We start from the raw sequence: 14063 nt of genomic DNA, 5'->3' as shown, positions 1-14063 counted from the left end.
GACTAACGCTTAGGTGGTTGATTCAAGGCTGCGCCTGCGGCTTCTGTGAAGCCCTCGAAAATCTCCCACTGTATGGTGATTAATTTTCCAGTGCGTATACATCGCGCATAAATAGAGTTATCGAGCGGCCAGTTGTAGTGCACGAGGGGTTGATAGAGATCCAGTGCACGCTGGGCACAGCTATTCATGGAAAAGTCCTGGGCCGTAATTCTGGCTTCCTTAATCATCTGTTGGCGGCGATCGTCAGGCAGATTGTGGAACCAGCGTATCGCGGCGACAAAATCATTGAGCGATTCTTTGGTTACCAGGCAGCCGTTAATACCTTGCTTCAATATATCTCTCGACCCATTGGCTTCCAGGGCGATCACGGGAACTCCAGAGGCCATTGCCTCAGACAGCACTAGACCTTGGGTTTCAGTAGTGGAAGTAAATAGAAAGGTGTCCATTGCGCTGTAGACATCACGGCGGGCATCACCAATGACTTTCCCTGGCATATGTACACGTTGTATTAATTTTTTGTCGGTAAAAAACTGCTGGAGCTGATTTTCCAGTGGGCCGCTGCCAGCGAGAAGAAAGTGTGCGGATGGATATTCCTGTAAAAATTTGGCGACGGCCTGACAAAGAAAAACCAGGTTTTTTTCCTTCCCGAAGCGGCCCAGATGTCCCAACAAGAATGCTGATGCAGGTATTTTCAGTTTTTTCCTGAGCTTATTTCCTTTTCCATGGGCGTATTGCTCTGGGTGCACTCCCGTAGGGACTTCCGCGATTGGAGTTTGTACCCCTCGCTCCCGGAGAAGTCTCACAATACTCAGGCTTGGGGCTAAGACCAGATTTGCTTTATTGGCGAAGCGGGTGGCAACTTCCATTACAAAGCGTTTGAGTGCTTGTGAATCTCCCATCAAGTTGTGGGTGTAGTGCTCGTACAATGTGTGATGGGTAAAAACGAGCGGTAGCTCACGTTCCCGCGAAATACGTAGGGCAGTCAGTCCCAGGAGAAAAGGGTGGTGGGCATGGAGGATATCCGGACGGAATTTATCCAGGGCATCATTCAAGACGCCTGAGAATGGCAGAGCCATGGAAAAGTCGGTGCCATTAAAATTCTGGATGGAGTGAATTCTCAGAACATGTTCTTCATCGTCAGACTTTTGCGGGAACTCAGGTGCGATCACAAGTACTTTGTGCCCACGTTTGCGATATTCCTCACTAAACGCGGCGACGGAGTGCGCAACGCCGCCCACGTGAGGTAAGTAGGTGTTGGTGAGCATCACGATATTCACTTGGGGCTCAACTCCGCACTCTGCGATTCGTCAGTGATCAGCACTGGCCGGAATCCGATGGCCTTAATGGCGATAGGTGGGGGCTTACCATGCCAATCGGCAGCCCAAGAGACCGTTGGCGTGGAGCCTGGTTGAATTTCCAGGGTGACCGAGCCAAACCGGGTTGGCGCGGGCCCAAAGCGGATGGGCTGATCTGAGTCAGTACCTTTGAGCCACTCGGGGGGGAGCCCGGAGATGATAACCAGAGCGTCCTGCTCTTCGCGGACAAAGCAATTGCGTTGCATCGCCACCCACTCAGCCGCTGCCCAGGCGTGCTGTCCATCCCCCATGCATCCGCCGAGAGAATGGGGGTGGATGGCTTCCGGCCATTGCCCTGTTGGCGATGCCAGTTCTGCCACACTGCGCATAAGGTCAATACAGCGGGCATCTCCAGCGCGAAGCAATACCTGGGCAATGTGGAGGGTGAGGTAGGCGTTAATGCCGGAGTGGATCATGTCCTGGAAAAATCCGCCGCTCACAAAGCACTTTTCCATCAGGTATTCCGCCAGGTCTACCAGCCTCGGGTCCTCTGGTGGGTAGAGTTGCAAGGGATAGCCTGCGGCGATCGACCCTACGGCACCGGCATCCAGGCGCCGGTTTGGTGAGGCTGGCATCGCGGGGCGGCCCAGGCGTTCCTGAGCATCCTGCAGGCTTTGATCGATAGTGCGCTGGAAGTCGCCGGCCGCAGTATTGAAGCGGTGGGCGTTGTCATCCATACCTTCGCGCGTACAAATACTGGCAGCACTCTGCAGGCCGGCGACGCCCCAGAAGTCGTCCCAGTAGTAGCAGTCGTTGGGCCCCAGGTGTTCTGCACTGAATCCCGCAGGGAGCAGGCCCCCACAGGGGCTGCCATCATTCGGAAGGCGCTTGTTGATAATCCATTTGGCACCCCTGACGACAGGTTCGCACCACGGCTGCTTTAAGGGTTTGCCGGTTAATTCACAATAGAGGTTGAAGATCCACAGGGCTTCACCATTGGAGTCCCACTCGCCGTCCTGGGAGTGAAAAAAACCATCCCGCTTTTGCCGGTGGGGAAATTGCTCCAGAGCTCTTTCTGCGCGGTTTGTCAGTCCGGCATAAAGCAGCGATTGAATCATAAATGCCGCGTCCCGAAACCAAAACCGTTTATACGTGTAAGGGCCTGGGTAGACATCTTTGGGAGAGTGGAGAATAAGGGTGCGTATTGCTGAGTCGTAGAGAAACTGAAACTTTTCGTCGGGAACGGTCAGGGCGCAGTGACCTTCCAGGACGTGTTCCCAGCAAAGGGGAGAGCGCTGCTTACTCTCCTCTGTGACCAGGGGAATAGTAACCTCAATCTTGCGGGATTTTCGGTCTTCGATGCGAAACATGGCGGCAGCGGAGGCCATGCCAATATCGCAGAGCCCCTCACGATTGCTCTCTTTGTCCCGAAGATGGAGGTAGATATCGCCCCGTTTGTAATTGGATGCCAGGTGTTTGTCTACCGGCTGGCTGAACTCTACGGCGGCCCTGTCTTCAATAAGCCAATTGCGCCCGCTATCGCCCAGGCGAACCTTGTGAACAAAGCTGACGCCCTCAGGATTGCAGGGGCGCAAGACCACCATTAACCAGCCGCCTCCCGGGCATTGGGCATTGAGTTCAAGCACACAGCGGGGGTGGCCTTGAAGCAGGCTCGCTGAGGCCCTATTGTGCAACTTCAGACCCCGACGATGGGATTCGGTAACTATTGCAATATCATCTCCCAGTTCCTGGTGCTGGTTGCAGAAGCCGAGGGTGGAAGGCATTAGCTCTTCACCGCTATCACTGATGACCCAGACATCGATAGACCAGCCATCGTAGTGGGGTGTAAGCAGGCCCCGGGGATCAACAATCGGCAGTTCTTCGCAGTCGGGTATACCTACAGCAGTCCAGTTGCGGTGGCTCAAATTACAGTGGCTAATGGAAAAAGCCCGGGGGATAAACGACTTGTCATAGGGGTCGAACTGGCGCTGAATCCAGTAGGGCCACACCCAGTCCAGGTTGTGTTGTATGACTTTGCTGTTGATCAGTGCTCGAGCGTGAAATACCGCCCCTGCGCGTAGCAGCTCGATGGGTTCACTCACCTCTGAAGGCTCGGCAAAGCGCTGTAGATGCGCCATCAATGTGAGTGGATCAAGGAAACCGTGAGCGGTGGCAAAGCGGCGTACGAAGAAGCGCCAAGGTAGCCATTTCATCCAAGGCATCAGAGGTCCTCTTCTTTAATAATTCTTTTCAATGCACGGCGAGCCATTCGGGTGAGCCCGATGAGTGCGATGACGGCCAGGGCGAATCCGGCAATATAGAATCCCCACTGAATTGGAGTGCGCTCCTCAACCTTGCCCAGGGAGGTGAGATCTGCTGCGATGGAGCCGATGTAAACGTTGTGCAATGTAAGGGGGATAATTCCAAGGAAATTTCCGATCACAAAGTCACGCAGTCGAACTGGAGTCAGTCCAAAGAAGTAGTTCGACAACTTGAAGGGAAATAGGGGAACCAGTCGGGTCAACATAATCATTTGCCAGCCCTCGCGACGAATCACTTCGCCAACAGTCGCGGGCTTGATATGAGACATAACCCACCGAGAAGGCTTCTCGCCGAGAAGGTAGCGGGCAATAAGAAATGCGAGGGTTGCCCCAAGTACGGTGCCGGCAATAACCAGTAGAGTTCCTTTTATAACGCCAAATACGAACCCCGCCCCCATGGTAAAAATGACGCCAGGAAGTAAAAAGACGATTGCTGCGGCCACAATTAAGATAAATAGCAAACTTGTCTGCCAGCCCTGCTCATTGAGCCATTGCATCAGCTCAATAATCTGATCATCCAGGTCAAAATAAACCAATAAGCTCAACACCCCAGCCACGGCGATAGTGCAAACCGCGAGAATCAATAGAGGAATAAACTTCACCGCCATAGGGTTTTCCACGGAACCAAAGAAATACGGTTTTGATTGCCGCCATTAACTAGCCTAGCTAAAGGATCACGACAGGTGATGCTTCTTTATGGCGTCTACACAGTTTCTGTTCGGAAAACTGATGGGAGGGGGCTGTCCGCTCTAAGAGGTGCTGGTGTTTTCGAAAATGAATCTCTAGTCGCCAGTCGGTGGAATATAAACTTACTAAGTTATTAAAAATGTGAATATTGTCCAAGGGGACAAATAGGAATCCGCCAGTCTGGGGTCAGCAGTCCGGCCAGTGGCTGTCAACAGATATACTTACTCGATCCTAAATTTATTTGCGCAGTGAGCAGATTTAAATTGTTGCTGGAAATAGAGGTGGCCGTTGTTCGAGTGCGCGCTCGCAATACTGCTGACTGGCGGCGGAGCCTGGAGCTATGCCAGCGAGCCGGTTTTGACTTTGGAAGATGCCGTCGATTTGGCAGTGACAGCTAATTTACGGGTTCAGGCGGCTGCGCTTGAAGTTAGTGAGGTTTGGGATGACGTCGAGGCATTAAAAACAAAGCGCTATCCCCGGCTGGAAATGAATGCGGGAATAATCGATAACCTAACACGCCAGAGGTATACCTTTGATCGTGGCGTTTTTGTGCAGAATTCTCCGATAGGCCCTATCCCCCCTAGGGATATAGAGATCACATCAGAGGAAGGTGTGACCAAGACCTTCTCCGTCAGCGCGACTCAACCTATCACACAGTTGTACACCATAGAGCTAGAGATTTGTGAGGGCTACGTTGTCACTGAAATGGCAGAGGAAAAGGTTCGCTTGGTGCAGCAGGATATAGGCTACCTCACCAAGATCCAGTATTTTGAAATTGGCAGAATCCTTGGTGATTTACAGGCCGTGGATGAAGCCATTATCTTCCTTACCTCATTGAGTGAACTTGTAGGGAATTATGTTGCACAACAAGTTGCCCTCGAGTATGAACTTTTGGATGTGCGAGCACGCCTGGCCCAGCGCAGGCTGGAGCGCCAGCGCCTTACCGATGAGATGGCGACAGCGAAGGAGCGTCTCAATGCATTGATGGATCGGGATGTTGAAACGCCTTTCAATATTCAGAGCCTTCCAAACCCTCATCATTTAGCTTTCGATGTTGAGACTTCCTTAGGGCTTGCCTTTGAGCAGCGTCCAGATCTCGCGGAATCAGAGTTGTCGATTGAGCGGGCTGAATATAGTTACGATGTGAAGAAGTCTGAATATATCCCTGATATTGATTTGAATATTGAGTACCTAAAGCTCTATGACGTCAGGCTGATTCCAGATGCTGAAGCATTTATTGCTTTGGAAATGCGTTGGGAGTTTTTTGATTGGGGGCGGAAACGCGATGAACTGTCCAGTCGTGCCAATAAAATTCTTGAAGCGGAAAAAAAGTCTGAAGAGGTTCGAAATCGAATAGAAATAGAGGTTCGTGAGAGTTTGCGTCGCTTGCGTACTTCTCAAGAGTCTGTGGGGGTTGCGCGGGAATTACAAGCCGCTTATAGGGAGAAAGTGCGGGTAATGACAAATCGTTACCGCGAGCAAGCTGCCGTCCTGAGTGATGTCCTGGAGGCGGAGAAGCAGCTTTTTCGTGCGAATAGCGACTACAACCGCGCGGTACTGTCTGTATGGGGAACCCTGGCTGAATATGAAAGGTCGGTGGGGGAGGTGTGATAAATGCGCGTTATCAGCCTCTGTATTATCGCTATATTTGTGGTGGTTGGTGGTTGCCACCGCCAACCACCGGAAAGAAAGCCTACGCCGGTGGAAGTTTTTGTTGCCCGCTCGCAAGACGCTGCAGCTGGTTATCCCTACTCTGCAGTCGTCAATCCTTATACGCAAGTTGATGTAGCATTTCGTACAGAGGGCTATGTACGTGTAATACCCTCGCGAAAGGCACTCGGGCAGACTCGTTTGCTGCAAGGAGGGGATTACGTTAAACGCCATGAAGTATTGGCGAAGATTGATGACGAACAATATAGAGATCGCGTGGTGGAATCCGCTGCAAATGTGAGTAAAGCAGAAGCAGAGAGGCGTAAAGCTGACCTCAATTACAAACGGGCAACTGCGCTTTTTGCCACTGCCAGTATTACCGCGCCTGATTATGATTCAGCCAGGGAAGAGTATGAAATTGCGCAGGCGGCAGTAGTTGGCAGTAAGGCCCATTTGGACAGGGCAGAGGAAGAGTTACGAGATACCGTACTGCGCTCTCCGCTGACTGGAATTATCCTGCAACGTAACATTGAGGTGGGCACATTGGTTCACTCGCAGTCGGTTGGCTTCGTTGTGGCTGATATTTCCCGCGTTAAGGTTGTATTTTCCGTACCGGACATCGTGTTGAGTTATGCTCCACTGGGCAGTGTGGTGTCATTGCGTACAGAGTCTTTACCGGATCTTATTTTTAAGGGAATGATCACTGAAGTCTCACCCATGGCAGATCCCCGCACCAGGGTTTTTGCGGTCACTGTTACCGTTGATAATCCCAAGGCGCAATTGCGGGTAGGAATGATTATGTCTCTGGCCTTGGACAAAATACCGATACCTCCAGATAGGGTTCTCATACCACTTTCCTGCTTAGTTGCTCACCCTGGAAAATCCAAAGGATTCGCTGTATTTGTGCTGGAGCGAGATAGTGAAGTTTTACGAGCAAAACTAAGAAAAGTGCTCCCGGGACAAGTAGTTGGCAATAATATTGTCATTATCCAGGGGTTAACTGAGGGCGAGGAGGTTGTATCAACTGGTGCTGCCCAGCTCAGTGATGGGAAAGCTATAATTGTCGTGCCTTGAGGGCTAGGGAATGACAGATCAGGAAGAAAAAAGACAGGCGGAAATTATTGAAGCGGAGAGCCACCATCGCTTTAATACTGCACGCTTTTTTGTAGACAACCCGAGTATTTCTGCTGCATTACTGGTTACTGTTCTGGTATGGGGGGTAGTTGCTTATCTCTTTATGCCGAAAAGCAAAGATCCAGATATTCCTGTGCGTATTGCTGTAGCAACAACTCACTGGCGTGGGCAATCTGCAGTAAGAGTTGAAGAGTTGGTAACTCGAAAGGTTGAGGAAGCTATAGCGCAGAGTGAATATCTTCACGAGCCAGACTCACGGACCTTTGCAATAAAGTCCCTTACATTAAATGGTGTCTCTATCGTACAAGCGCAGTTGGCACCGAAAACCGATGTTACAAAAGCATTTAATGATCTAAATCTGAAGCTGATTGATGCTCAGCAGCAATTGCCATCTGGAGCTAGCAAAATTTCTCTGAACTCGGAGTTTGGTGATACTGCAGCTATATTACTCAGTGTTGCTAGCCCCCGTGCTGGGCCTACTGAAATTACACTACGTGCGGAGGATATTAGGGAGGGTATTTCAGAGGTTCGAGGGCAAGAGTCAAATAGTAAGGGACGGGTGAGTATCGTTGTTGCCCTTCCTTTATCTTTAGCAGATACGTACTCTGCTACAGGCCTATGGATCTTTGCGAATTGGCTTGAAGCTCAGGGCTATGGAACAGGATTTGAAGTTTTAAATGGGGCCGGTTATTTGGGATTGGATTTTTTATCTGATAAAAGTAATAGTGAATTACTAGCGGCAACAAAAAGATACCTATCCGATAAGCTAAGTGCCCAGAGATTCTTTCCCGATGCTTGGGACCCTTTTGTGGTTCGTAATCTGGCCAATACTCGCGACCATTTAATGAAAGTGGCAGGTGCGAAATATAGCTATCGTCAACTTGATGATTTCTCTGATCTTATTGCAGCAAATATAAGGGCCATTCCGGAAGTAAAAAGAGTGCTAAGAACTGGTGTGCTGACTCAGGAAGTAAAATTACTGTATTCGCAGGAAAGGCTGGCCTCCTATGGGTTGCGACCTGACATGATTGCCCCTATTCTCAATGCCCGCAATACAACTATTCCCGGCGGTACCATTATTTCGGATGATTTGGGTATCGCTATTATGCCCAGTGGTGAATTTAATAATCACGAAGAAATTGCCAATGTTCCGGTGGCCTTAAGCGATACAGGAACGCCGGTATATTTGCGCGGAATTGTCGATATTATTATGGGGTATCAAGCGCCACCGCCCCTGTTAAATTACTACGTAAATAAAGATGAAAATGGAGACTGGCAGCGTAGTCGCAGCATTAACCTCTCTGTGCAGATGCTGGATGGCAAACAAATAGGCGAGCTTGGTCGCAATGTTAGCACAGTCTTGGAAAAGGTTAAGGTTGATTTACCCAAAGACCTTATTATTGAAAGAGTTTCTGATCAGCCGCGTCAAGTGCGAGAGAGTGTAAGCCTCTTTCTAGAAGCTTTGATAGAGGCGATTATTTTAGTTGTGATAATTGCATTTATCGGGTTTTCAGATTGGAGATCTGCTGTACTGTTAATGATATCTATACCAGTAACATTAACGATGACCTTTGGATTTATGCAGTTGCTGGGAATAGATATTCAGCAGGTGTCAATTGCTGCGTTAATAATAGCTCTGGGGCTTTTAGTCGATGACCCAGTAGTTGCGAGTGATGCGATCAAGCGGCAAATGGCATCCGGTAAACCCTCTATCATTGCTGCTTGGTTGGGGCCAACTTTGCTGGCTAAGGCGATTTTTTTTGCGACACTGACAAATATTGTTGCGTATTTACCGTTTTTATTGCTAACGGGGAATCAGGGGGATTTTCTACATAGTCTTCCTATCGTGATGGTTTGTGCATTGGTTGCATCCCGTATTGTCTCCATGACATTTATCCCTTTTCTTGGGAATACGTTACTACGTCCTCCGGAGCAAGCAGAGCGAAGTTTGGAGGTGCGGAGGAGAGAAGGGCTTACCGGACGCTACTATCGAGCAGCGGACTGGGCTATTAGCAACAGAAAAATTGTTATATTAATCGCTTTGGGTATTCTTGTATTGGGTGTGGTTATAAAAAGCCAGCTGAGGAATGCATTCTTTCCTGCTGATGTTCAGTATTTATTTTATGTTGATATCTGGTTGCAAAATGATGCGAGTATTGATGCAACGGATAGTGTGGCAAAAGTCGCTGAGGAAATAATTAGAGAAACTATTGAAGAGTATCAACGGAAGCATATAAAAAAGAGTGATGGACCCATTTTGGAGGGGATTAGCAGTACCTTAGGCGGTGGGGCACCACGCTTTTGGTACACATCTAATCCTCAACAAAAGCAATCTAATTATGGACAAATAATCGTTCGATTAAGTGATAAGTATCTGACTCCCATTCTGGTTCCAATTATCCAGACCGCTCTTTCTGAACGAATTCCTGGGGCGGAGTTGGATGTTCGCCAGCTACAAACGAGTACTGTTGATCATCCTGTCGAGATAAGAGTCTCGGGACGTGTGGCAGTAGGGTCTTTGGAGGAGGAGAAGGATATAGCACTTCTGCGAGGATATGCTGCAAAAGTTAAAGAAATTGTTGAGAAATCTCCCTATGCTCGAGTGGTTCGCGCTGATTGGGCTGGAAAAAGCCTAGTAATGAATATGAATGTGTTAGAAGATCGAGCTGAGATGTCGGGCGTAACCAATGCTGATATCGCTCTGGCATCGTCTTCTGGTTTTACTGGATCTACAGTGGATACCTTGCGTCAGGGAGATAAGGAAATACCTATTGTTGCTCAGCTTCGATTGGCGGAGCGTGGGCAGTTGGAGGATGTCAATAATCTATATGTATTCGCATCTGATAGCGATATTCATATTCCATTGAGACAAGTGGCAACCACTTCCATTCTCTTTTCGACAGAAAGAATATATAGATTGGAAAAGTTTCGAACGATTACTGTTTATGCATTTCCATATTCCGGATTTATTTCATCAGATATTATGTCTGGTGTTCAAAAAGAGTTAAAAGAACTCTCAAATTCTTTGCCTGCTGGATATCAATTGCAGATATCTGGAGATGCAGCCAGTACTCGTCATGGATTCCTGCAATTACTAATGATCATGGCTGTTTCCTCCAGTGCAATATACCTTGCTTTGGTATTCCAATTTAGTAGTTTGATAAAGCCTCTGGTAGTGTTCGCCACGGTTCCATTAGGTATGGTGGGTGCACTAGTAGCGTTGTTTATATCTGGTCAGCCATTTGGCTTTATGGCGTTTTTAGGGATAGTGAGCCTAATAGGCGTCATTGTCAGTCATATTATTGTCCTATTTGATTTTATTGAGATGCGTCATACTGCAGGAGATTCGCTTCGTCAGGCATTACTTGATGCAGGTATTCTTAGACTGCGCCCCATTTTAATCACTATTGCAGCGACGACCTTCGCCTTGATCCCCTTAGCTATTCACGGAGGCCCCCTCTGGCGGCCATTATGTTTTGCGCAAATTGGCGGCCTTATCTTGGCCACTTTTGGAACACTATTTTTGGTGCCGGTCATCTATACAACTATGGTAGAGGACTTAAAATGGATTAAGTGGATTGAGCGTAAGCCAAAGAAAGGGAGCGATCCCAGTGACTTGGTGACTACCTAAGTCATGTTTTCTCTTCCCTGGGGCATGCTGTAGAGATTCGATGGCGCCTTCAGGTAGTAATACTATTGGCCGGAAGGAAAAGGCTACTTACTGAATATCAGTTGTAAATCACCACTGATATGCTCTGAGAATTGTCACTTAATGCAGCGCAGCTGGATAGTGAAAAGGCTATGTTTTGATCCTGCAAACTCGACAACTGCTAGGATCAAAATGCGCCTATTAATGAAAATCCTGATACCGGCAAAGGCCGGCAACAAGTCCATTGCTGATGATAGTATGTCTGTAGCGATGAATGATTTTATCGCCTCAGCCAATCCTGAGGCTTCCTATTTCTTTTTGGAGCAAGGAAAGCGTGCAGCAATTTTTATCTTTGAGGAGAACTGTCAAGATCAGTTGATGACCTATAATGAAAAATTTTTTGCGGCCTTTGATGCTGAAATATGGATCACTCCGACCTTAAACCTTAAGGAGTTGCAGTTGAATTTATAGGCATTTTTTATGGTTGCAGTTTCTGACTTGAAAATCTGTCAGAACATCGCAATTTTGCCTGCTTAATTCTGTGGGATATTAGAAGGTAAATATGTTATCGATTTTTTTATGTGTTCTGGTGGGGCTGTCAGCGTATTAAAGGGGTGCTTGTTACGCAGTGCTGAGAAGTAGGGCAGAGGGAGTTTGATGTTCGATGAGAACCCTATTTGAGAACGTATTTGAAGTTATTATTCCCGTATTTATCTGCGTTCTTATTGGATACCTGTTTGCAGTAAGTAAGCAAGAATTAAATTCCAAAATGGTATCCAAATTAATGGCTCATATTGGTTATCCGGCGCTGATATTGGATCATATGCTGGGCCAGCAGATAGTATTGGGTAGATTTCTATGGATGCTGTTGGCCGCCTTCCTGATGTACTCGTTGATGTCAGTGCTAGCCCTTCTATTCTTATCTTTATTTAGGCAAAATATACGTACTTACTTTTCTTGTCTAAGTATGAACAATGTAGGCAATATCGGCCTCGCAGTATGTGCGTTAGCATTTGGACATGCGGGAGTTCTATACGGAATTGCTTTTGTTGTTGTGGGAATGATTTTTTTCTTTGTGGTTGCTCCTGGAGTAACATCGGGTAGTTGGTCTGCCAAGGAAATTATGCTTAGTCCAGCAATTTATAGTGTGGTTTTTTCTATAGTTGCATTGATTTTTAATATAAGTTTACCAAAGCCTGTCATGTCTTCTCTTAATATCTTGGGCGGCATGGCAATCCCTCTAATGTTGTTGACTCTCGGACATAGCCTGGCTCAAATTAAGCTGGGTGATATTAAGATTGGATTGGTCTTTGCTATTGGGCACATAATTCTCGGTGGCGCCGTCGCGCTTATTTTGACCAATCTGTTTAACTTTACGGGTGCTATGCGAGGGGTGCTTATTCTGCAATCCCTTATGCCATGCGCTGTTAGTACTTACCTCTGGATATCTATTTATCGCCCCCAAGATACCCCGAAGATATCCGGTATTATTTTCCTCTCAACTATTATGAGCATTTTTATTTTGCCTGTTGTGTTGACTTATTGGGTACAGTAGTTCATAGCTAGTGCCTGAGCTTCAGGCTATTTGGGAGTGATAAGGTGGTTCACTAAACTTCTGTGTGTTGTTCATTTGGCCTTCACAGTACGGAATTCACAGCCGTAGGTAGATTATTTAGGGAGGCTCCAGACTTCAATGCCAACACAGATTTTGACTGGGCGGCCACTCTTGTTGCTGTTGACGTTGCTACTTTTCATGCTGGCTGTGCCGCTTCTTGTTCTTGCAACTCCCCATCCTCCAGGGCTATTAACCAGCTCCCATCGTGATCAGTATGATAGTGAAGAGTTTTTGGTTGTTACGTCTTTTCGCGCGCTCTATCTGGATAGTGCTGCGGATAAGCAGGTTGGCCTGGATAGGAAAGTACAAGCGCCACCGATCCGCCACTTTGAAGGTGCTACTGCCAAGAACTTTCAGGAAAAGATAGCCCATAAAAAATACCACCAGATTTGTGATCGTCAGTCACCCAAAGGGTTGTCTCTTTGCGAGGAGGCGAACTGGAAGTACAAGCAAGCGAAAGCCTGTTTACAAGCCAGGGAGGCTTGGGAAGCCCGCTGGGGCAGGCCGGATACTCAAGCTCCACATGGGAGAGCCCTGAAGAATGTCCGGGCTCGGCTTAAAAATGCTATTACTGACAAAGAACGCCTTTGTGGTATTGAATAGAGTTCTAATAGCCAGCGATGCTTGGATAGTTTGTCATGCTCACTATGTAGTTGACGAGATAAAGGTGTGTCGAAAAAGTGGTCCGTGTAAACTAACGTGAATTCTACAGCTAAGAAATAGGCCCCCATTGAAAGGACGTATATTACTAACCGGCGCTAGTGGCTTTGTGGGAACCGCACTCTTGCCGCAGCTTCGCAAAGACGGTTACCAGGTTTTGCCGGTGTATCGCCGAGATGTTGAGGGTGGCTTTCAGATTGGTGACCTGTCAAGCAATACGGATTGGGCACAGGCGCTTGTCGATATAGATACAGTCATTCACACCGCTGCGCGCGTCCATGTAATGGAGGAGACCTCTGCTAACCCTCTGGAAGAATTCCGTCGGGTGAATGTCGGGGGTACTATCAAGCTGGCACAGCAGGCGGCTTCATCCGGTGTTAGACGTTTTATTTATCTTAGTTCTATTAAGGTTAACGGGGAGTCTACCGACAACCGCTTACCATTTAATGCGGATGAACAATGTGATCCTACGGATCCCTATGGGATTTCAAAGAAAGAGGCCGAAGACGCACTGCTTGAGCTGGCTGAGTCTACGGGGATGGAAGTTGTTATTATCCGACCACCTCTGGTCTATGGCCCTGGGGTCAAGGCGAACTTTCAAGCGATGATGCGTTGGCTTACCAAGGGGATCCCGCTGCCACTAGGGGCTATTCATAATCGCCGAAGCTTGGTATCTATCGGCAATTTGATCGACCTGATCCGCGTTTGTATTTCTCATCCCAATGCGGCAAACCAGGTATTTCTGGTATCCGATGATATGGATGTATCGGTAACAGATTTGTTGCGTGGTTTATCCCATGCCATGGGATGTGATGCTCGACTATTGCCTCTTCCCCAATTCGCACTCACCAGTGCGCTGAAGCTAATAGGAAAGGGGGCAGTTGCCGAGCGCTTGTGCGGTTCACTACAAGTGGATATCACTAAAACCAAAGAGTTACTTGACTGGACCCCCCCGGTGGCCTTAGGTGAAGGTCTGGCGGAGACGGCACAGGCATATTGCCAGGCAGGAAGCTCTCAGACCCCGCAAAAGAGCACTTAGTCAACATTTATTG

The 14063-nt window shown here is 48.1% G+C and carries 10 protein-coding genes; 7 read left to right on the top strand and 3 right to left on the bottom strand.

The window, feature by feature from the left end:
- Positions 1–2: 2 nt before the first annotated feature.
- From ACJJIM_RS11305 to ACJJIM_RS11295, 3 genes are read right to left on the bottom strand one after another with little or no spacing between them, the layout of a single operon-like run.
- The gene (locus tag ACJJIM_RS11305) at positions 3–1277 is read right to left on the bottom strand and encodes a glycosyltransferase (protein ID WP_444913336.1); all 1275 of its coding nucleotides are present in this window, start codon (positions 1275–1277) and stop codon (positions 3–5) included.
- Positions 1274–3517, bottom strand: coding sequence for a hypothetical protein (locus ACJJIM_RS11300; RefSeq protein WP_444913335.1), 2244 nt, complete (start codon positions 3515–3517; stop codon positions 1274–1276). Before ACJJIM_RS11300 ends, ACJJIM_RS11305 begins: the two co-directional genes overlap by 4 nt.
- Positions 3517–4224 carry a TVP38/TMEM64 family protein gene (locus ACJJIM_RS11295; RefSeq protein WP_413662359.1) on the bottom strand — a complete coding sequence of 236 codons (708 nt, stop codon included), beginning with the start codon at positions 4222–4224 and terminating at the stop codon, positions 3517–3519. Before ACJJIM_RS11295 ends, ACJJIM_RS11300 begins: the two co-directional genes overlap by 1 nt.
- A gap of 367 nt (positions 4225–4591) precedes the next feature.
- Between ACJJIM_RS11295 and ACJJIM_RS11290 the strand changes: the two genes are divergently transcribed.
- From ACJJIM_RS11290 to ACJJIM_RS11260, 7 genes are all read left to right on the top strand, one after another.
- The gene (locus ACJJIM_RS11290) at positions 4592–5914 is read left to right on the top strand and encodes a TolC family protein (RefSeq protein WP_444913334.1); all 1323 of its coding nucleotides are present in this window, start codon (positions 4592–4594) and stop codon (positions 5912–5914) included.
- Between the two features lie 3 nt (positions 5915–5917).
- Entirely contained in the window at positions 5918–7027 is a 1110-nt protein-coding gene (locus ACJJIM_RS11285) for an efflux RND transporter periplasmic adaptor subunit (RefSeq protein WP_444913333.1), read from the top strand.
- Between the two features lie 10 nt (positions 7028–7037).
- Entirely contained in the window at positions 7038–10718 is a 3681-nt protein-coding gene (locus ACJJIM_RS11280; protein ID WP_444913332.1) for an efflux RND transporter permease subunit, read from the top strand.
- A gap of 141 nt (positions 10719–10859) precedes the next feature.
- Positions 10860–11207, top strand: a complete 348-nt coding sequence (locus tag ACJJIM_RS11275; protein ID WP_444907997.1) for a hypothetical protein — start codon at positions 10860–10862, stop codon at positions 11205–11207.
- 193 nt (positions 11208–11400) lie between these two features.
- Positions 11401–12291 (top strand): AEC family transporter, encoded by an 891-nt coding sequence (locus tag ACJJIM_RS11270; protein WP_444913331.1) that lies wholly within the window; start codon positions 11401–11403, stop codon positions 12289–12291.
- 138 nt (positions 12292–12429) lie between these two features.
- Complete coding sequence (locus ACJJIM_RS11265) at positions 12430–12954, top strand: hypothetical protein (protein ID WP_444913330.1); 525 nt, start codon at positions 12430–12432, stop codon at positions 12952–12954.
- A gap of 127 nt (positions 12955–13081) precedes the next feature.
- Complete coding sequence (locus tag ACJJIM_RS11260; RefSeq protein WP_444913329.1) at positions 13082–14050, top strand: UDP-glucose 4-epimerase family protein; 969 nt, start codon at positions 13082–13084, stop codon at positions 14048–14050.
- Positions 14051–14063 lie beyond the last annotated feature (13 nt).

Source organism: Microbulbifer maximicatervae (SeqCode), assembly GCF_052467615.1.
The sequence above is the reverse complement of the archived record's forward strand: the minus strand, read 5'-3'. Positions and strand labels throughout refer to the sequence as shown.